Genomic DNA, 18,380 nt, shown 5'->3' with positions numbered 1-18,380 from the left:
CCGATAAGGATCAGAAGCGCAGGCGGACGCCGAAGTAGATCTGCGGACCGTTGTCCGAGACTTCGGTGATCGAGTCCTCGCCAGCCTTGTACATCACGTCGCGCGTGCTGGTGACGTTCAAGGCCTGCAGCTTCAGCTGCACCTGCTTGGTCAGGTCGTAGGACGCCGACAGGTTCAGATAGCCCGAGCCCTTGGCGCTGCGGTTTGTGCCGCTGTTCGGCTTGAAGTAGTCCGAACGATAGCGATACGAGGCGCGCAACGAGAGCTTGTCGTTCTCCCAGTAGACCGAGCCGCTGCCGGTATATTTCGACAGGCCGTTCAGGTTGGCCGCGCTTGTGTAGGGGCGGACGGTCGACGGGTCGGGGATCTCGAAATTGGCCTCGGTGATCGCGAAGCTGCCCTGAACGCCGAACCCGCTGAGGAAGCCCGGCAGGTAGGTGAAGGCGTGGTTGCCCGAGAACTCGACGCCGTACAGTTCGCGGGTTTCCGGGTCGTTCGCCGGCGCGATGGCGTTGAAGGTCACCAGGCCGCCGTTGGCCACGATGCTGGTCTCGCGCGGCTCCTGGGCGTCGAACGAGGCGCCCTTCAGCCACTTGTAGTAGGTGGCGATCGCGAACGAGGTGTCGCGGTTGACGTAGAACTCCAGCGAGGCGTCCAGATTCCAACCGCGGATCGGCTTGAGGTTCGGGTTGCCCGTGGTGCTGTTGGCCAGCACGCCCTGCACCGTGGTGGCGTTGGCGTCGGCTACCGGCGTGATGCCGACGTTGAAATCCTCGATGCCCGAGCGCGACAGGGCCTTGTAGGCGGCCAGGCGCAGCTTGACGACGTCGGTCAGGTCGAAGGCGACATTCGCGCTGGGCAGGAAGTACTCGTACCCGCCCGTGCCCTCGATCTCCTGAAGCGGCGTGCCCGGCGTGCGGACCACGGTCGCCGCCGCGCCGCCGACCGACGGCGTCACGGTGACCTCGCCCCGGAAGCCCTTCGACAGCACCCGGGTGCGCACATAGCGGACGCCGGCGTTGCCCGAGACCGGCGTATCGCCCAGCTGCGTGCGGAAGTTGGTCATCACATAGGCGGTGCTGATCCGCTCACGGATGTTGGAGTCTTCCGGCCCCGGCGCGTTGGTCGGCAGGGCGACGCTGTCCTTGCCGGTGTAGGTCCTGAACAGGCAGTCGTTGTCGAACAGCGCCCACGACTTCACGTTGGTCTTGCCGCCCATGAAATCGGACGTCGAGAACGGCACGCGGCAATTGGCGTTGGCGTCCGCGACCAACTGGGTTGGGCTGCGGCCGTCATAGGCGACGGGGATAGCCTGGTCGCTGTTGTTGCTGGCGTCCTGGGTGCGGCGGTGATCCGAGAGACGGCCGCCGAACTTGATGTTCTGGAAGAAGGTCCCCTCCAGCTCGTAGGTCACGTCGCCGCGCACCGCGCCGATCTTGTCGAAGCGGTCCGTCACCAGACGATAGCGGGCGTAGTTGCTGTTGTTGGTCGGCGTCCCGAACAGGAAGTTCGACGGATCGGTGATGTCGAAGCCCGTGAAGGTGACCGAGGGGACCTCGTCGGTCGTCGCGTCCAGCGTATAGGCCACCCGCGCCTTGGAGCGCATGTTGGTGGCCTTCTGCAGTTCGGTGCGGTGCGACTGCGAATAGGACAGGTCGCCGCTGATGGTCAGGCGATCGGTCGGCGTCCAGGTCACATTGCCGCCGCCGCCGATATATTTCTCGTTGCGCTGGCGATCCTCGACCTGGACCTCAAGGTTGGAGTTGCCGCTGTACTTCATCAGCGCGCCATCGCTGTAGTCATTGGACTGGCCGCCGACGATCAGCGGCTGGATGCCGCGCAGGCCTTCGGTGATGGCCAGCTGGTTGCGGTACTCGCCGCTCTTGCGGGTCGAGTATTGGCCGTCGATGCTGATGTCGAGGTTGCGGGTCGGCTTCCACTGGAAGGTGCCCATCAGGGCTTCGCGCTTCTCGTCCGTGACCTTGGACTGGAAGGTTCGCGAGCTGGTCGCGAAGTAGCGCGGACCGATCGTCGAGCCGGTCGGCGCGGTCGTGGCGTTCGAGCAGTTGGTCGTCGCCGTGGCCGGGGTCGCGGCGTAGGTGGTGCACGGCGCGAACGACGAGTTGGTGATGTAATAGTCCTCGGGCGTGGCCTGATCCAGGCGCTGATAGCCCAGGCTGACGCCCATCTCGCCGAACTTGGTGTCGAAGCTGTCGGTGTAGGAGACGTTGCCGCGATAGCCCAGGCCGTTGTGACCGCGGATGTCGTCGTCCTTGGGCAGGTAGGCGCCGCGCACCTCCATCTGGATGCGGCGCTTGCCGTAGTCGATCGGGCGGATCGACTTCAGCTCGATCACGCCGGCGATGCCGCCGTCCAGGAAGTCGGCCTGCTGGCTCTTGTAGACCAGCACGCCATTGACCAGCTCCGACGGGAACTGCTGGAAGGCCACCGAACGGTCGGGACCGGCGGTCGAGACCTCGCGGCCGTTGAAGGTCGAGAAGCTCAGCGCGGGACCCAGGCCCCGGACGCTGAGTTCGTTGGCGTTGCCCTTGAAGCGGTCGGCGGTGACGCCGGTGATGCGCTCCAGCGTGTCGCCTACCGAGTTGTCCGGCAGGGCGCCGATCTCGTCGTTGACGATGCCGTCGACGATCACGCTGGCGGTGCGCTTGGTCTCGATCGAGCTGCGCTGGGTGGCGCGGGCCGAGGTGACGACGACGGCGTCCAGCGTCGAGCTGTCGTCAGCCGGCGCCGCCGGGGCGGTCTGAGCCAGGGCCTGGGCCGGCAGGATGATCGCCGCGCTCAGCAGCAGGCTACGATAGAACGTTGATTTCATAGGTTTCCCCTTCCATTTTTTGTTTGTCGCGCCGAGGTCCTCCCCTCAGCGGTAGTCCAGACGCCAGGTGATCTTGAAAGGCGTCGCTGCGTCGGTAGGCGCGCCATGGCAGACGACCTTGGTCGTCATGGCGCCCGTCGCGGTTCGGTATTCCTTGTCCTGGCCAGCCGGACCGGACTGGCAGGCGTTCAGGCCTTCGACGGCGAAGCGGCGCACGACGCCATCCGCGAAGGTGGTGGTTCCCCCGGCCTGCTTGGCGCCGCCCGAGAACGACCCCAGCTGAAGCTCGATATCCTTTACCTTCACGCCGGCGGCCGGGGTGAAGACGTCGGTGCGGGTGATGCGACCGGGCTCGAGGACGTAGGTCGTCCTGACCGAGACCCGCTTGTCAGCGACCGGGGCGCGCTCGCCCATCCGGTCCAGTTCGTCCTGGCGCCAGGAGACGGTGGTCTTGGCGCCCTTGGCCTCGACCTTGGCGTCCTTGAAATAGGCCAGGGGCATCAGGGCCGAGCCATCGTCCAGGGTCAGGCGGGGCGTCAGGAACGGCGCGACGCCGTCCGGCGAGCCGGCCAGCATCCCGGGCGAGAACGGGATCGGGAAATATGGATTGTGCATGTGCTGGCTTTCGCCGCCGTTGATCACCGGCAGGCTGATCAGCCGCGCGCCGTCACGGACCGAGACCAGCAGACGGTCATAGTCGCCGCGCTGGAACAAGGTGACCTGTCGACGGGGCAGGCTGGCCAGGCCCTTGGCCCAGTCGCTGGCGGGCGCCTTGCCGCCATAGCCCATCCGCGCCCAGTGGGCGCTGGTGTAGGCGTACTGGTGGGCCAGGGAGAGGTTCTCGCCCAGGATCCGGAACTTGCCGCGATAGTCATCGGTGCGGCGACCGCCGTCCCAAAGGTTCACCGAGCCGGTCTTCGGATCCTGCCAGAACTCCGCGTAGCGCTGGGCCGCGCGGGCGGAATAGGCATAGGCCAGATCCTTCTCCCGCGGCGTCAACAGATCCAGCACGGCGGCGGCGGTCAGCACCTCGATGATCGCCGTCTCGCCATAAGGACCGATGCTGCGGCCGTATTCGAAGCCCTGCCCTTCGGCGTCCAGGCGCATCAGCATCACGTCGGCGGACTTGCGCAGCCAGGTCAGGACCTGTTGCGGCGGCTTGCCCCCGGTCTCGATGAAGCGCTGGGCGATCTCGCCGGCCAGCAGCACGCTGTAACGGTCGAAGCGCCCTTCCCCGTCGGTCTCGTCGGCGAAGCCGTACTGACCGGAGTATAGGTCGTAGTGTTCGGCGATCTTGGCGTAGAGCTTCTCGGCCGGCGCACCGTCCTCCCAGCCCATGCGCGCGCGCAGGCGGGCGATCGCGAAAGCCACGCAGTAGTAGTTGTTGGGGTGGTCGATCAGCGCGTAGGTGTCGACGTCGACGAACATCCGCCAGTCCAGCCGCACCCGCAGCTTGGCCAGGGTCAGCGGGTCGACCGCGTCCTTCAGTCGACCGGCCTCGCGCAGCTTGTTCAGCGACGACAGGTAGTAATAGGCGCCCCAGCTGTCGTTGGCGTCGTCGACCGTCAGCTTGGCGATCTTGCGGAAGTCGGCGAGGTAGGCCGGCAGGCGCGGATCGTTGTCCGGCAGGGTGATCAGGAAGTCGACCAGGCCCATCGCGATCTTGCCCGGCAGGAACTTGTCGCTGCCGTTGAATACCGGCGTGCCGTCCAGCTCCAGCTTGCGACCGTCCTTTACCAGCTTCAGCAGCAGCTGCTCGGTCTGGGGCTGGATGCGGTCGCGAACCGTGACGTCATAGGCCGGAATGGCGGCGCCCGGCGCTTCGGCCGCATGGGCGGCAAGCCCCGAGCCCAACAGGATCAAGGTCGCGATCGAAACGCCGCGCACGACGTTGGTAACCGGTGTCAAATACAAGTCCACGGTCCTCCCCGAGTGGTCGTTTCGACCTTGCTCTTGACCGTTCCGACGCGCCTCCCAGCGACGTCCTCAATCGAATTCGAAAGTTTCCGAGACTTTTTGCCCGCGAGCGCGTCGGGCGGCGAACCGTTCACACTTCGCCTAAGCGCTCTTATTGAGCCGCGCGCAGCTCAACCGTCGTGGCGGTGCTCGTGGCCCGCACGGGGAAGTAAGACTGGATCGCCTCGACGAAGGCGCGGCTCTGGCCCGCATTGAACGCGCCGCTGATCCTCAAGCTTCGAAGACTGGGGTCGGCGACCACGACCTGCAGCGTCGAGTAACGGTTCATCTCGGCCGCCGCATCGGCCAGCGCGACGTTGTCGAAGATCATCTGACCCTGACGCCAGGCCAGGGCGCGGCCGAGGTCAGCGTCTATGGGTCCGCCCGCCCGCACCCCATCGACCAGCAGCATGGACTGACCCGGACGCATGACCGCCAGGGTCACCGGGCTCTCGTGATCGCTGACGGCGACCTTGCCCTCGGCCAGCACGACGGTGGTCTCGCGCGGTTCACGGCGGACCGAGAAGGCGGTGCCGACGGCGGTCACCGTGCGCGGGCCGGCGTGGACACGCAGCGGCCGGTTGGCGTCGTGGGCGACCTCGAAATAGGCCCGGCCCTGCGCGAGATCGATCGACCGCACGCCGGTCGTGTAGCGAACCCGCATGACCGTCAGGGCGTCCATCGTGACGCGGCTGCCGTCGGACAGGGTCAGGGTGCGCTGCTCGCCGAGCGCGGTCTGGAACAAGGCCCCCTGCCCGGCGCGATGACGCATCCACCAGAGGCCGCCGACCGGCGCGGCGATGGCGGCGGCGATCCCGGCGGCCACCGCGCGGCGATCCCATCCCGCGGCGCGCGGACGCCTAGTCCTCGCGCGTTGCAGCGCTTCGCTCCGCATGCCCAGCAGGCCGTCGGTCCCGGCGGCCTCGCCCATCAGCCGCCACACCCCCTCGGCCCTGGCATAGGCTTCCTCATGCGCGGCGTCCTCCGCAAGCCAGCGCGCGAAGCCGGCCTCGTCGGACGCGGCCCCGCCCAGCCGCCGCGCTGCCCAGCGCGCGGCGCTCTCGTCGATCAGGGTCTGTCGCGGCGCGTTGGACACGGGGCTCAACTCTGGAACGGATGGGCCCCGCGCATCAGATGCGCCAGGGCCTTGATGATGTACTTCTCGACCGAACTGACGGAAACGCCGAACGCCTTGGCGATCTCGGCATGTTTCCAGCCTTCCAGCCGGTGCAGGATGAAGGCGTCGCGCGTGCGCTCGTCCAGTTCGGACAACCGCCGCATCGCCGCTTGCAAGGCCTGCCTGTCTCCTAAGACGCGCTCGGGCGAAATACCCTCAAAACGGTCCTGACGAAGCTCGGTCTCCTCGAGGTGGCCGCGGAACGTCTTCTGGCGCCGCGACCGGTCGCGCAGCAGATTGACCGCCGTGCGGAAGACGAAGGCCTCCGGGTTGTCGATGTCCGCGCCGTCGGGACGTCGAACCAGCCGCAGAAACACCTCCTGCACCAGATCCTCGGCTTCATCGCGCGACCGCACACGCCTTTCGAAATAGGCGGTCAGGGGCCCGCGATAGGCCTCCGACAGGCGCTGGATGAAGGCCTGTTCGCGCGGATCGAGTTTGGGCTGCGCGGCCATCCCTACGACAAGTCCTCCCTGATCCGCATTTTTTGGGAGCGTGGATCTTCGCCATGCCCATCGGGTTCCGACGCGCCAGCGGATGAACTCCTCAAGGCGCGCATGCTCATTCTCAGTACGCCACGGCCAGACGCAGGCCCAGGTGGCGGCCGCTGTCGCGCGCCGGCTTCCAATGGGTGGCCATGGCCGCCTGACCGTCGGCGCCCACGAGGTTCCACTGCGTATCCCGTCCCCGCGTCACACCGAAGCGCTGGTCCAGCAGGTTGTCGACGAAGCCAGTCACGCGCCAGCCTTCTCCGCTCAAGCCCGCCGAGACATCCAGCACGCCATAGGCCGGCTCGATCGAGGCGGGGTCCTGCAGCAGGCTGTAGAACACGCTCGACCGCCAGCGATAGCCGGCGTTGAGCTCCAGCAAGCGGTCGCCGGCCAGCGGTTTGCGATAGAGCGTGTTGAGGGTCAGCGACCAGCGCGGCGCGTTGAACAGGGTCTTGCCGGAAAGGTCCTGCCGTCCGCCAACGCAGCCCTGCGCCGCCGTCTGGCCGAAATAACAGGCGGCGCTGTCGAAGTTGGTCATGATCGCGCGGCTGTAGGCGACCGCGCCGCCCAGGGTCAGGCGATCGTCGAGACGGGCGCTGAACTCGCTCTCGATCCCCTCGGCCCGCATGCTGCCGATGCTGTTGAGAACGTTGAGCCCCGTGGCGTCGTCGCGGCTTTGGGCCTGAAAACCCGAAAACCGCTCCTGATAGGCTGTCACGTTCAAACTGAAGTTTCGCTCTGCCGACATGGCCCGCAGGCCGACCTCGTAGCTGCCGACCGTCTCGGAGTCGACCGGCTGCTGGGCCGCGATGGCGTCGGCGATCGGCAGGCCGGCATAGGGGCCCGAGGTCAGGCGCGTGCGCGTGGTCAGGCTGCTGGTCAGGTCGTAGGCGCGTCCCTTGTAGCCGGTCGAATAGCCGGCATAGGCCGTGACGTCCGGCGCGACCTTGCCCTGCAGACCGATCCGCCCGCTCAACGCCGTGTCGCCGTGGCAGGTGTCGACAGACAAGGTCGGACTGGACCGCGAACACCGCGGCGCGCCGTAGGTGACGCCATTGCCCAGGTCGTCGAAGCGGTACCCGATCTTCTCGTGGCTCAGGCGCAAACCCGACAGGATCGAAACCCGGCTGTTCAGCGCGTAAGCCCCCTGCCCGAACGCGGCGATCGTCCGGCTGAAGGTCCGCGCGATGTAGCGCGAATAGGCCGTGCTGTTAGTGGTCGGCAGGGACGACAGGCCGTTGTAGTCACCCAAGGTATTGGAGCCACGCACGAAGTAGCGCTCCGATCGCGTCCGCCCGACATAGACGCCGGCGACATAGTCCCAGCGTCCGCCCGTCGGACTGTTGAGGCGCACCTCCTGGCTCTCGGCGCGGATGCGGAAATAGCCGCCATTGGCCGAGCCGCCGCGCGGGGCCTGGGGCGCGAACCGGCTGTAGTCGAGGTCGGTCGCGTCGGTGTCTTGCCGGTCATAGAGGTAGTAACGATCCACGGACGAGATCGCGGTCAGCCGCCAGGAGCCGACGGCCCCGGCCACGCGCAAGTTGACGCCCTTGTCGCTGGCGTTGCCGCGGGCGTTGATGTCGTAGCGGGCGAAGTGGTTGTTGGGCCCGGGCGCGATACCGCGCAGCACCGCATCGCGCGGCAGCTCGGCCCGGCTCAACGTCGCCCGAGGCGATATGTAGGTGTCGGCGCCGACGCAGCACGAGGACAGCGAGCGGGTGTAATAAGGGCTCAGCGCGACGGTCCAGTTGTCGCCCGGCGTCCAGACCAGCTTGCCCCGCAGGTTGACGTCGGACTGGCCGTTCAGCCACTGGCGGGTCGCAAGGTTGAAGACATTGCCGCGATACCGGCTGTAGGCGGCCGAGACCCGAAAGTTCAGGTCCTGGCTCACCGGTCCGGTGACGCTGGCCTGCAGCCGCCGCTCGTGGTCGTCGGTCAGCATGGTCTCGGCCCGCGCGGCGAAGACGTCGCTGACCGGATTGGTGGTGATGTAGATGACGCCCGCCGAGGCCGACTTGCCGAACAGGGTGCTCTGCGGACCGCGCAGGATCTCGACCTGCCGCACGTCGGCAAGGGCCGTGAAGGCCATGGCCTGGAAGGCCTGCGGCACGTCGTCGATCACCACCACCACGCTGGGCTCGGTGCCGATCGAATAGGAATAGGTGCCGACGCCCCGCACATTGATGCTGTTGTTACCGGGCTGGGTCGTCTTAGAGATCGTCAGGGTCGGGGCCAGCCGGGTCAGGTCGTCGAAGTCCCGCACGCCGGCGCGGTCCATCATCTGGCTGGACAGGGCCTGCACCGAGGCGTCGGACATCCCCAGCATCTCGACCCGTTTGCCCGAGGTGACGACAACAGCCTCCAGGCCCACCACCGGTTCGACCTCCCCCGCGTGGCGGACCACGGGCGACGCCTCGCGATCCGGGCGCGCGACCGGCTTGACGCGATAGATGACGATGACGCCCGAGGGAGTCTTGCGGAACGCCAGATCCGTGCGGGCCAGCAGCGCGCTGAGCGCCCGGTCGGGGCTCATGCGGCCGCGCAGGGCCGGGGCGCGCTGGTCGGCCGTCAGCTCCGGCGCGTAGAGCAGCTGGGCGCCCGTAGCCCGGCCGAAACGCTGCAGGGCCAGGCTGAGACTGGAGGCGTCCTGGTCGAAGCTGGAGGAAACGCTGCCAGCCATCGCCGTCGCGGGGGCCAGCAAGGCGAGCCCCAGCAAGACGCCCAGACGACTTGAACGACGAGCGCGGACGACGCGCCGAAACATACCGACCTCCCCTTCGCGGCTCTTCGGCTGCTGTGTGGACCGTCCATGGAGACAGCGCTTTTTCTTACGACGCGCGCCCTAGGATGGTCCTCAATGAAAATCGCCGTCGAAAGAGATTACGCGGCGCTGCTCGAAGCCCGTCATTCCTCCGCATACGGCACGGCAAAGATTCAACCTATCGCGATGATAGGAACAATCAATTTTACCAATGACTAGAAACGACGGCTCCTAAGGCGCGGTCGGGGGAAACGACAGCCAGGCGCGAGCAGCGCGGAGGAAACGACGATGGACGCCAAGGTCGACGACAGCGTGCAAGGTCAATGCCCGATGGGCAAAGGACGCGGAGGCAGAGCCAACCGCGACTGGTGGCCTGAGAATCTCCGCCTCGAGAGTCTCAACCAACATTCGCCGCGCTCCAATCCGATGGGCGAGGCGTTCGACTACGCCGAGGAGTTCAAGAGCCTCGACCTGAACGCGGTCATCAGCGACCTGCACGCCCTGATGACGGACTCGCAGGACTGGTGGCCCGCCGACTTCGGGCACTATGGCGGCCTGTTCATCCGCCTGGCCTGGCACAGCGCCGGCACCTATCGCACCTCGGACGGTCGCGGCGGCGCGGGCGGCGGCCAACAGCGTTTCGCTCCGCTGAACAGCTGGCCGGACAACGCCAACCTGGACAAGGCGCGGCGCCTGCTTTGGCCGATCAAGCAGAAGTACGGCCGCAAGATTTCCTGGGCCGACCTCTATGTGCTGGTCGGCAACGTCGCCCTGGAGTCTATGGGCTTCAAGACCTTCGGCTTCGCCGGCGGCCGCGCCGACCAGTGGGAGCCCGAGGAGCTCTACTGGGGTCCGGAAGGCTCCTGGCTGGGCGATGAGCGCTACAGTGGCGAGCGCGAGCTGCATCCGGCCCTGGGCGCGGTGCAGATGGGCCTGATCTACGTCAATCCGGAAGGCCCGAACGCCAATCCCGATCCCCTCGCCTCGGCCCACGACATCCGAGCCACCTTCGCCCGCATGGCGATGAACGACGAGGAGACCGTCGCCCTGATCGCCGGCGGCCACACCTTCGGCAAGACCCACGGCGCGGGCGATCCCTCGTTCGTCGGTCCCGAGCCGGAAGGCGGCCAGATCGAGGACGGCGGCCTGGGCTGGCGCAGCAAGCACGGCACGGGCCTTGGCGCCGACGCGATCACGTCCGGCCTGGAAGTCACCTGGACCCAGACGCCGACGAAGTGGAGCAACCACTTCTTCGACAACCTCTTCAAGTTCGAGTGGGAGCTGACCAAGAGCCCCGGCGGCGCCCATCAGTGGGAAGCCAAGGACGCGCCGGCCGACATCCCAAACGCCTTCGATGCGTCGAAAACCCAGCGCCCGCGGATGCTGACCTCGGATCTCGCCCTGCGCTTCGATCCCGCTTACGAGAAGATCTCGCGCCGCTTCCACGAGAACCCCGACCAGTTCGCCGACGCCTTCGCCCGCGCCTGGTTCAAGCTGACCCACCGCGACATGGGGCCGATCCAGCGCTATCTCGGCCCGCTCGTGCCGAAGGAAACCCTGATCTGGCAGGACCCGATCCCCGCCGTCGACCACCCGCTGATCGACGCCGCCGACGCCAAGGCGCTGAAGGACAAGATTCTGGCCTCGGGCCTGTCGGTCGCCGAGCTGGTGTCTACCGCCTGGGCCTCGGCCTCGACCTATCGCAAGTCCGACAAGCGCGGCGGCGCCAACGGCGCGCGCGTGCGCCTGGCCCCGCAGAAGGATTGGGAGGTCAATGACCCGCCGGTCCTGGCCAAGGTGCTGTCGACCCTGGAAGGCATCCAGCAGGGCTTTGGAAAGAAGGTCTCGCTGGCCGACCTGATCGTGCTGGCCGGCAACGCCGCCGTCGAGAAGGCCGCCGCCGACGCCGGTACGCCCGTCGAGGTCCCGTTCACCCCGGGTCGCATGGACGCCTCGGTGGAACAGACCGACGCGGAGTCGTTCGAGCCGCTGGAGCCGAAGTCGGACGGCTTCCGCAACTACCGCAAGAGCGGCGCGCAGTTCATGGCCCCGGAAGAGGCCCTGGTCGACCGCGCCCATCTTCTGGGCCTTTCGGCGCCCGAGATGACGGTGCTCGTCGGCGGCCTGCGGGTCCTGGGCGCCAACGCCGGCGGCAGCAAGGACGGCGTCTTCACCCAACGCGTCGGCGTGCTGACCAACGACTTCTTCGTCAACCTGTTGAGCATGGGCACGACTTGGGCCCCGACGGCGGTCAACGCCTTCGCCGGCCACGACCGCAAGAGCAGCGAGGCTCGCTGGACCGCCAGCCGCGTCGACCTGATCTTCGGCTCCCACGCCGAGCTGCGGGCCTTCGCGGAAGTCTATGCCTGCTCGGACTCGCGGGAGAAGTTCGTGAAGGACTTCGTGGCGGCGTGGACCAAGGTCATGAACGCCGACCGCCTCGACCTGAACTGACAGTCCAGGCTCCGGTGTGAAACGAAAAAAGGGGCGCTAGCCGGCTTGGCTAGCGCCCCTCATTTTCAGTCGGCCGCCGCGTGGGCGGCGCCGCTGGCCTTGGCCTTCTTGGTCAGCCAGATCAGCGGGATCAGGATCACGCACAGCCAGGCCGAGACCCGGAAGAAGTCCAGCGCCGCCTGGGTATAAGCCTGGTTGATCACCTGCTGGGTGACCGCCCCGATCGCCTGCATATGGCTCATGCCGGTGGCCTGCAGCTTGTTCACCGCGTCGATCCAGGCCGGGCTGCCCGAGCTCATGACCTCCGACAGACGGGTCTGGTGCACGGCCTCGCCGCGGTCCCAGATCGTCGTGGCCAGCGAGGCGGCGAAGCTGCCCGCGGTGATCCGCGAAAAGTTCGACAGACCGGAGGCTTGCGGCGTCTGGTTCGGGGGGATGCCGTTCAGCGAGATGGTCACCATCGAGATGAAGAAGGTGCTCATCGCCACGCCCTGGACCAACATCGGCATGACCAGCGCCCAGAAATTGGCGTCCGGCGTGTAGCCCGAGCGCATGAAGAACGACAGGCCGAAGGCGGCCAGCGACAGGGTCGCCATCCAGCGCGCGTCGACCTTGTTCATCAGCCGGGCCATGAACGGGGTCAGGAACACGGCCACCACGCCGCTGGGCGCGGCCACCAGGCCGGCCCAGGTGGCGATGTAGCCCATCCGGGTCTGCAGCCACAGCGGTAGCAGCAGATTGTTTCCGAAGAACACCGCATAGGCCAGGCAGAAGACGATTGTACCGATGACGAAGTTGCTGGACTTGAACAGCGACAGGTCGACGATCGGATGCTTCTCGTTCAGCTCCCAGATCACCCAGGCGATGAAGCCGATAATGGCGATGCACAGCTCGACCACGATGGCGGGCGAGGCGAACCAGTCGGCTTCCTTGCCGGTGTCCAGCATGACCTGCAGCGCGCCGACCCAGACAAGCAACAGCATGAAGCCGGTACGGTCGATCGGCAGCTTGCGGGTCGGCGTCTCGCGGGTGGCCATGTTGCGCCAGCAGATGACGCCGCACAGGATCCCGACGGGGATGTTGATCAGGAAGATCCACGGCCAGGAGAAGTTGTCCGAGATATAGCCGCCCAGGATCGGGCCGCAGATCGGGGCCACCAGGGTGGTCATCGACCAGATCGCCAAGGCCGTGCCTCGCTTGTTGGGCGGGAAGATCATGATCAGCAGGGCTTGCGAGCCGGGGATCATCGGCCCGGACACCGCGCCTTGCAGGATCCGGAACAGGATCAACGACTCCAGGTTCCAGGACAGGCCGCACAGCAACGAGGCGATCGTGAACAGGATCACCGAGGCGACGAAGGTCTTGACCACGCCGTAGCGGCCCATCAGCCACCCGGTCAGCGGCACAGAGACCCCGTTGGCCACGGCGAAGGCGGTGATCACCCACGTGCCCTGGCTGGAGCTGACCCCGAGATTGCCGGCGATGGTCGGGATCGAGACGTTGGCGATGGTGCCGTCCAGCACCTGCATGAAGGTGCCCAGCGCCAGGGCGATCGAGGTGACGGCCAGGAGGATCCCGGTCATCGGCGGCGGACCGGCCGCCTGTGCTTGTTCGGACGCCATGAGGCGGCTCCTTACCGAGGGCTCTGGCTTACTTGGCGCTCTTGGCGACGTCGATCTTGGCCTTCATCGAAAGGCCCACGCGCAGCGGGTGCTTGGCCAGTTCGGCCGGGTCCAGGGTGATGCGCACCGGCACGCGCTGGACGACCTTGATCCAGTTGCCCGAAGCGTTCTGGGCCGGGATCAGCGAGAAGGCCGAACCGGTGCCGCCGGCCAGGCCGCGGACCTTGCCGTGGAACTTCACGCCGCCGCCGTAGAGGTCGGAGGTGAGGATCACCGGCTGGCCGGGGACCACCTTGTCCAGCTGAACTTCCTTGAAGTTGGCGTCGACATAGGCCTGGGCGGTCGGGACCACGGCCATCATCGGCGTGCCCATGGCGACTTGCTGGCCGACCTGCACCGACTTGCGGGCGACGACGCCGTCGGTCGGGGCGCGGACCACGGTGCGGGCCAGGGCCAGGCGGGCGGCGTCGAGCCGGGCCTGGGCGGCCTTCACTTCCGGATTCTCGGTGACCGAGACGCCGGCGATCAGCACGGTGTTGACCTCGCGCGTGCCGATGGCGGCCGCGCGGCTGGCCAGGGCCTGGGCGCGGACCGCCTGGGCGGCGGTCAGGGCGGCCTGGGCGTTGGCGAAACGGTTCTGGGCGCTGGTCAGTTCGTCGCCCGAGACAGCGCCCTGCCCCACCAGGGCCTGGCGGCGCGAGAGGTCGAGGCGCGCCCGGTCGATGTCGGCCTTGGCGGCCGTGATCTGCGCGTCGGCGCGCTGGACGTCGGCTTGGCGGGCGTCGAACTGGCCGGCCAGAGCCGTATCGCTGGCGAAGTAGCCCTTCACCTTGCGCTCGGCCTGGCCGAGGGCGGCCTCGGCCTGGGCGACGGCGATCCGGGCGTCGGCGTCATCGATGACGACCAGCGGGTCGCCGGCCTTCACGGCCTGGGTCTCGACCACGAAGATCTTGGCGACAGGGCCCGGCGACAGGGCGGTGACCTGGGCGGTCTCGGCCCCGACATAGGCGTCGTCGGTCTCGACGAAGTGGCTGTCGAAGGCCAGCCACCAGGCGCCGTAGGCGACCACGCCGATGGCGACGGCGCCGCCCAGCAGGGTCAGTTGGCGGCGGCGCTTGTTGTTGGCCGCGGCTTGAGAGGCAGCGGGTTGTTGATCGGACATTCGGTGCAAGTCCTAGCGAGCGGATGCTTTGGGGTGGGAGTTCAGACGCCGGTGAAGCCGCCGCCAAGGGCGCGGACCAGGGCGATGTCGAGGGCGAAGGCGCGGCTTTCCAGGTCGGCGACAACCCGGCGCTGGGCCAGGACCGACTGTTCGGAGAGCAGCACGGTCTGGTAGGTCGACAGCTGCCCCTCGTAGCGCAGTCGGGCGATGCGGTAGGCGTTCTCGTTGGCGTTCAGGGCCGCGCGCGCGTCAGTCAGACGGCTGGTCAGCGCCTTCTCGCTGGCGGTGACATCGGCGACCTCGCGCAGGGCCTGGGTCAGCGCGCCGTCATAGCTGGCCACGGCCGCGTCCCGGTCGGCCTCGGCGCCGCGTAGGCCCGCCCGCAGGCGACCGCCTTCGAAGATCGGCAGGCGCAGGGCCGGCCCGACTTGGCCGATATCCGAGCCACTGGAGAACAGCTTGTCGAGATACAGCGACTGGGCGCCGATGAAGCCCGACAGATTGATGTCCGGATAGAAGGCGGCCTTGGCCGCCCTTGTACGCGAGGTCGCGGCCTCGGCTCGCCACCTGGCGGCGACCACGTCGGGACGGCGGCCAATCAGGTTGGCGGGAAGGTTCGCCGGCAGGCCGAACGGCTTGATCGTCGCATTGGCCGGGCGCACGATGGCGAGACCGCGATCCGGACCCGCGCCGACCAAGGCGGCCAGGGCGTTGCGGGTCAGGGCGATCTGCTCGTCGATGGCCGAAAGCTCGGCTTTCGAAGCCGGCGGCCCGGCCGCGGCCTGCTCGCTCTCGGCCTTGGTGTCCAGACCGTTGGCGACACGCTTGGCCACCAGATCCGAGGTCTGCTGGCGGAGGCTCACGGCCTGGGCGGCGACGTCACGCTGGGCGTAGAGGCGCGATAGCTCGGCATAGGTCGAGGCGATCGCGGTCGACAGGGTCAGGCGGGCCTGGGCGGCGTCGGCCTGGGCGGCCTTGGCTTCCGAGGTGGCGGCGGCGACGGCCGCGCGGTTCTTGCCCCAGAAGTCCAGCTCCCAGCTGAAGTCCAGCGCCAGCCGGCCGATGTCGTTATAGCCGTGCGGCACGAAGGCGGGCGGGATGCCGGCGTTGTAGCTCTGCTTGCTCTCGGCGGCCGAGGCGCCCAGCGAGACCTGCGGCAGGTCGGCCGACCGGGCCTGGGCGACCAGCGACTGGGCGCGGCGCAGGCGGGCCTCGGCCGCGGCCAGGGTCGGCGAGCCCTTCAGGGCCTCATATTCCAGGGCGTTCAGCTGGGCGTCCCCGTAAGCGGTCCACCAGGCGTCGGCCGGCCAGTCCGCGGCGGGCGCCGCCAAGGTCTGGGCGGTTTCGTAGGACTGAGGGACCTTGGCGACCCGAGCGGGTTGCGCCGGCGGCAGACTCGCACAAGCGGCCAGCACCAAGGCGCTGGCGGCGGCGAAGAAAGGGGCGCGAAGGCGGGGGGAAAGGGTCGTCATGGACAGGCGCCTTGATGTGACCGTACGGTATAGTCATATGGTGCCGTGCAAGTAGGCTTCACCTGCGCTATAGTCAAGGCGACCGTACGGTACGGTCGGAAAAAGATATGCTGCCCGAGATCAAACCCCGCCTGGACCGCGACGCCCGTCGCGAGGCTATCCTCGACATCGCCGCCGAGGTGTTCCTGGCCGAGGGCTACGACTCGGCCTCGATGTCGACCATCGCGGCCAAGGTCGGCGGCTCCAAGAGCACGCTCTACAACTACTTCAAGAGCAAGGAAGAGATTTTCCAGGCCCATATCGAGCGCTACTGCACCTGGCAGCGCGAGGCGATGTTCAGCCTGCTGGACGACGGCGGCGACCTGAAGACCGCCCTCACCCATGTCGGCCGGCGCTACCTGACGAACGTGCTGTCGGACCGCAACATGCGCCACTTCCGGCTGATCACCGCCGCCGCCGAGCGCACGCCGGACCTGGGCCGCGCCTTTTATGAGGCCGGGCCGATGCGCGGCGCGCAGATCCTCGGCGACTTTCTGGCGCGGGCCAAGGCCGACGGCCGCATCCACGCCGAGGACCCGCTGGCCGCCGCGCACCAGTTCATCGGCCTCTGTCAGAACCGCCTCTTGAAGGCGCGGCTGGTCAACTATGTCGGCGAGCCCACGGCCGCCGAGGTTGACGCAGAGGTCGGCGCGGCGGTGGCGACGTTCCTGGCGGCGTTCGGGACCAAGGCCTGAGCCTGTCGAAGGGCGGGGACGTCCTGGCGCATCACGCGCTCTTCGTCCCGGTTTGGGCCGCTGTGGCCTTGGCGATCAGGCCCGCGCTGGCGACCTCGCGTTCGGCCTGGGTGAAGCCGTAGGCCGGGACGATCTCGCCCGTGCGGTCGCTGACGCCATCCCACTGGCGGATCAGTTGCTCGCCCGCCTCCGAACCACCGCCGATATAGCGGCCGTCGGTCAGGGTGATGTTGGCGGTGGCGAAGTGGCCCGCGCCGGCGCACAGGATCGTGCGGGTCGGGGCGTCGTCCTGGACCAGGGCCAGCAGGCCCGGGCTGACGAAGGCGGGGTCGAGCAAGGCGAGGCTCTCGGCCGACAGCACGCCCTCGGTCATGCCCGTGGCCGCCGTCGGGGCCAGGCAGTTGACGCGGACATTGTACTTCTCGCCCTCGATGGCCAGGGTCTGCATCAGCCCGACCAGCGCCATCTTGGCCGCGCCGTAGTTGGCCTGGCCGAAATTACCGTACAGGCCCGACGACGAGGTGGTCATGACGATGCGGCCATAACCCTGCTCGCGCATGATCGACCACACCGCCTTGGCGCAGATCGCCGCCCCCATCAGGTGGACGTCGACGATCAGGCGGAAATCGGAAAGATTCATCTTGGCGAAGGTCTTGTCGCGCAGGACGCCGGCGTTGCAGATCAGGATGTCGACCCGGCCCCACCGGCCCACGACCTGCTCGACCATCGCATCGACGGCGGCCTCGTCGGTGACCGAGGCGGCCACGCCGAAGGCCTCGCCGCCTTGGGCGATGATCTCGGCGGCCACGCGGTCGGCGGCCTCCTGGCCCAGGTCGTTGACGACCACCTTGGCGCCCTGGCCAGCCAGGTACAGCGCGTGGGCGCGGCCGAGGCCCCCGCCGGCGCCCGTGACGATCGCGACGCGTCCTTGCAGCATCATGAAACTGTTCCTTTCCTCACCCCAAACCACAACGAGCCAAGGCCCGCGCTTTAAGTCACTAACTCGTTAGTGAATATCTTTGACAGAACCGTCCCGCCAAGGGCCAGCCGCCTCTAGGCCTTGCGCCGCTCGCAGGCAGCGATGAAGCCGGCGGCCATGAACGCGGCCATCCGCTCCTTGACGGCATGGAAGTCGTCGGACTTGCAGACCCCGCCCGACAGCTTGTCGATCCGGCCCGTGCGGGCCAGGGTCAGCATCAGAGCGCCCGTCACGAAGTGGTAGCCCCAGAAGATGTCGGCCTCCGGACAGTCCGGCAGGGCCTTCTTCAGCAGGTCGATCAAGCGCAGCACCACAGGGTCGAAATGCTCGTCCATCAGGTCCGCGCCCCACGCCGGCGTATTGGCGACCTGGGCGCCGAGGGCGGCGTAGTTCTTCCAGCCCTCCCCGCCCTCGATGTAGAGATCAAGGTCGGTGTCCAGGAACGCCCGCAGGGCCCCCTCCACCGTCGGCTTGCCGGCCGAGGCCGCCTCGTAGGCCTCCAGCGCCCGCATCCGGCGCTCGCTGGTCACCACCGCCCGGCGCGCGAAGACCGCGTCGAACAGGGCTTTCTTGTCGTCGAAATAGTAGTTCATCAGCGTGTGGTGCACGCCGACCTGCTTGGCCACGTCCTTCAGGGTGACGCCATAGAGCCCGTGCTTCGAGAACAACTCCTCGGCCGCGTCGAGGATCTGCTCCATCTTCTCGGCGCGCTGTTCGGCCTTGGTGGTGCGTCGACGGG

General features: G+C 67.7%; 13 protein-coding genes. 3 read left to right on the top strand and 10 right to left on the bottom strand.

Going from position 1 to position 18,380, the window contains the following annotated elements; genetic code table 11:
- Window positions 1–10: 10 nt before the first annotated feature.
- The 5 genes from ACW175_RS06130 to ACW175_RS06110 form a co-directional block, all read right to left on the bottom strand.
- Window positions 11–2,833 carry a TonB-dependent receptor gene (locus tag ACW175_RS06130; protein ID WP_492103726.1) on the bottom strand — a complete coding sequence of 941 codons (2,823 nt, stop codon included), beginning with the start codon at window positions 2,831–2,833 and terminating at the stop codon, window positions 11–13.
- 45 nt (window positions 2,834–2,878) lie between these two features.
- Window positions 2,879–4,753, bottom strand: a complete 1,875-nt coding sequence (locus ACW175_RS06125; protein ID WP_492103725.1) for a hypothetical protein — start codon at window positions 4,751–4,753, stop codon at window positions 2,879–2,881.
- Between the two features lie 148 nt (window positions 4,754–4,901).
- Window positions 4,902–5,885 carry a FecR family protein gene (locus tag ACW175_RS06120; protein WP_492103724.1) on the bottom strand — a complete coding sequence of 328 codons (984 nt, stop codon included), beginning with the start codon at window positions 5,883–5,885 and terminating at the stop codon, window positions 4,902–4,904.
- 5 nt (window positions 5,886–5,890) lie between these two features.
- Entirely contained in the window at window positions 5,891–6,421 is a 531-nt protein-coding gene (locus ACW175_RS06115) for an RNA polymerase sigma factor (protein WP_492103723.1), read from the bottom strand.
- A 112-nt stretch (window positions 6,422–6,533) separates the two neighbouring features.
- Window positions 6,534–9,221 carry a TonB-dependent receptor gene (locus ACW175_RS06110; RefSeq protein ID WP_492103722.1) on the bottom strand — a complete coding sequence of 896 codons (2,688 nt, stop codon included), beginning with the start codon at window positions 9,219–9,221 and terminating at the stop codon, window positions 6,534–6,536.
- 93 nt (window positions 9,222–9,314) lie between these two features.
- Between ACW175_RS06110 and ACW175_RS06105 the strand changes: the two genes are divergently transcribed.
- Window positions 9,315–9,437: a hypothetical protein gene (locus ACW175_RS06105; RefSeq protein WP_492103721.1), complete on the top strand. Its 123-nt coding sequence runs from the start codon at window positions 9,315–9,317 to the stop codon at window positions 9,435–9,437.
- Window positions 9,438–9,506: 69 nt separating this feature from the next.
- Complete coding sequence (katG, locus tag ACW175_RS06100; protein WP_492103720.1) at window positions 9,507–11,672, top strand: catalase/peroxidase HPI; 2,166 nt, start codon at window positions 9,507–9,509, stop codon at window positions 11,670–11,672.
- Between the two features lie 65 nt (window positions 11,673–11,737).
- Here katG and ACW175_RS06095 read toward each other — a convergent pair whose 3' ends face one another.
- From ACW175_RS06095 to ACW175_RS06085, 3 genes are read right to left on the bottom strand one after another with little or no spacing between them, the layout of a single operon-like run.
- Entirely contained in the window at window positions 11,738–13,294 is a 1,557-nt protein-coding gene (locus tag ACW175_RS06095) for a DHA2 family efflux MFS transporter permease subunit (RefSeq protein WP_492103719.1), read from the bottom strand.
- Between the two features lie 28 nt (window positions 13,295–13,322).
- Entirely contained in the window at window positions 13,323–14,456 is a 1,134-nt protein-coding gene (locus tag ACW175_RS06090; RefSeq protein ID WP_492103718.1) for an HlyD family secretion protein, read from the bottom strand.
- Between the two features lie 41 nt (window positions 14,457–14,497).
- Complete coding sequence (locus ACW175_RS06085) at window positions 14,498–15,928, bottom strand: efflux transporter outer membrane subunit (protein ID WP_492103717.1); 1,431 nt, start codon at window positions 15,926–15,928, stop codon at window positions 14,498–14,500.
- Between the two features lie 107 nt (window positions 15,929–16,035).
- On the opposite strand from ACW175_RS06085, the gene ACW175_RS06080 reads away from it, so the two are divergent.
- Window positions 16,036–16,662: a TetR/AcrR family transcriptional regulator gene (locus ACW175_RS06080; protein ID WP_492103716.1), complete on the top strand. Its 627-nt coding sequence runs from the start codon at window positions 16,036–16,038 to the stop codon at window positions 16,660–16,662.
- A 31-nt stretch (window positions 16,663–16,693) separates the two neighbouring features.
- Here the strand turns inward: ACW175_RS06080 and ACW175_RS06075 are convergent, their stop codons facing one another.
- Window positions 16,694–17,602: an SDR family NAD(P)-dependent oxidoreductase gene (locus tag ACW175_RS06075; RefSeq protein ID WP_492103715.1), complete on the bottom strand. Its 909-nt coding sequence runs from the start codon at window positions 17,600–17,602 to the stop codon at window positions 16,694–16,696.
- Window positions 17,603–17,715: 113 nt separating this feature from the next.
- A complete protein-coding gene (locus ACW175_RS06070) occupies window positions 17,716–18,339 on the bottom strand; it encodes a TetR/AcrR family transcriptional regulator (RefSeq protein WP_492104909.1) in 624 nt (207 codons plus the stop codon).
- Window positions 18,340–18,380: the final 41 nt, after the last annotated feature.

Source organism: Caulobacter sp. FV1ye6ST (assembly GCF_058681225.1).
This window is presented reverse-complemented; position numbering and strand designations above follow the sequence as displayed.

Excerpts from the sequence above, each read along its gene's own strand:
- ACW175_RS06110 (WP_492103722.1), bottom strand. The coding sequence starts at position 9,221 with ATGTTTCGGCGCGTCGTCCGCGCTCGTCGTTCAAGTCGTCTGGGCGTC.
- ACW175_RS06095 (WP_492103719.1), bottom strand. The coding sequence starts at position 13,294 with ATGGCGTCCGAACAAGCACAGGCGGCCGGTCCGCCGCCGATGACCGGG.
- katG (WP_492103720.1), top strand. The coding sequence starts at position 9,507 with ATGGACGCCAAGGTCGACGACAGCGTGCAAGGTCAATGCCCGATGGGC.
- ACW175_RS06105 (WP_492103721.1), top strand. The coding sequence starts at position 9,315 with ATGAAAATCGCCGTCGAAAGAGATTACGCGGCGCTGCTCGAAGCCCGT.
- ACW175_RS06070 (WP_492104909.1), bottom strand. The coding sequence starts at position 18,339 with ATGGAGCAGATCCTCGACGCGGCCGAGGAGTTGTTCTCGAAGCACGGG.
- ACW175_RS06080 (WP_492103716.1), top strand. The coding sequence starts at position 16,036 with ATGCTGCCCGAGATCAAACCCCGCCTGGACCGCGACGCCCGTCGCGAG.
- ACW175_RS06075 (WP_492103715.1), bottom strand. The coding sequence starts at position 17,602 with ATGATGCTGCAAGGACGCGTCGCGATCGTCACGGGCGCCGGCGGGGGC.
- ACW175_RS06085 (WP_492103717.1), bottom strand. The coding sequence starts at position 15,928 with ATGACGACCCTTTCCCCCCGCCTTCGCGCCCCTTTCTTCGCCGCCGCC.
- ACW175_RS06090 (WP_492103718.1), bottom strand. The coding sequence starts at position 14,456 with ATGTCCGATCAACAACCCGCTGCCTCTCAAGCCGCGGCCAACAACAAG.
- ACW175_RS06115 (WP_492103723.1), bottom strand. The coding sequence starts at position 6,421 with ATGGCCGCGCAGCCCAAACTCGATCCGCGCGAACAGGCCTTCATCCAG.
- ACW175_RS06130 (WP_492103726.1), bottom strand. The coding sequence starts at position 2,833 with ATGAAATCAACGTTCTATCGTAGCCTGCTGCTGAGCGCGGCGATCATC.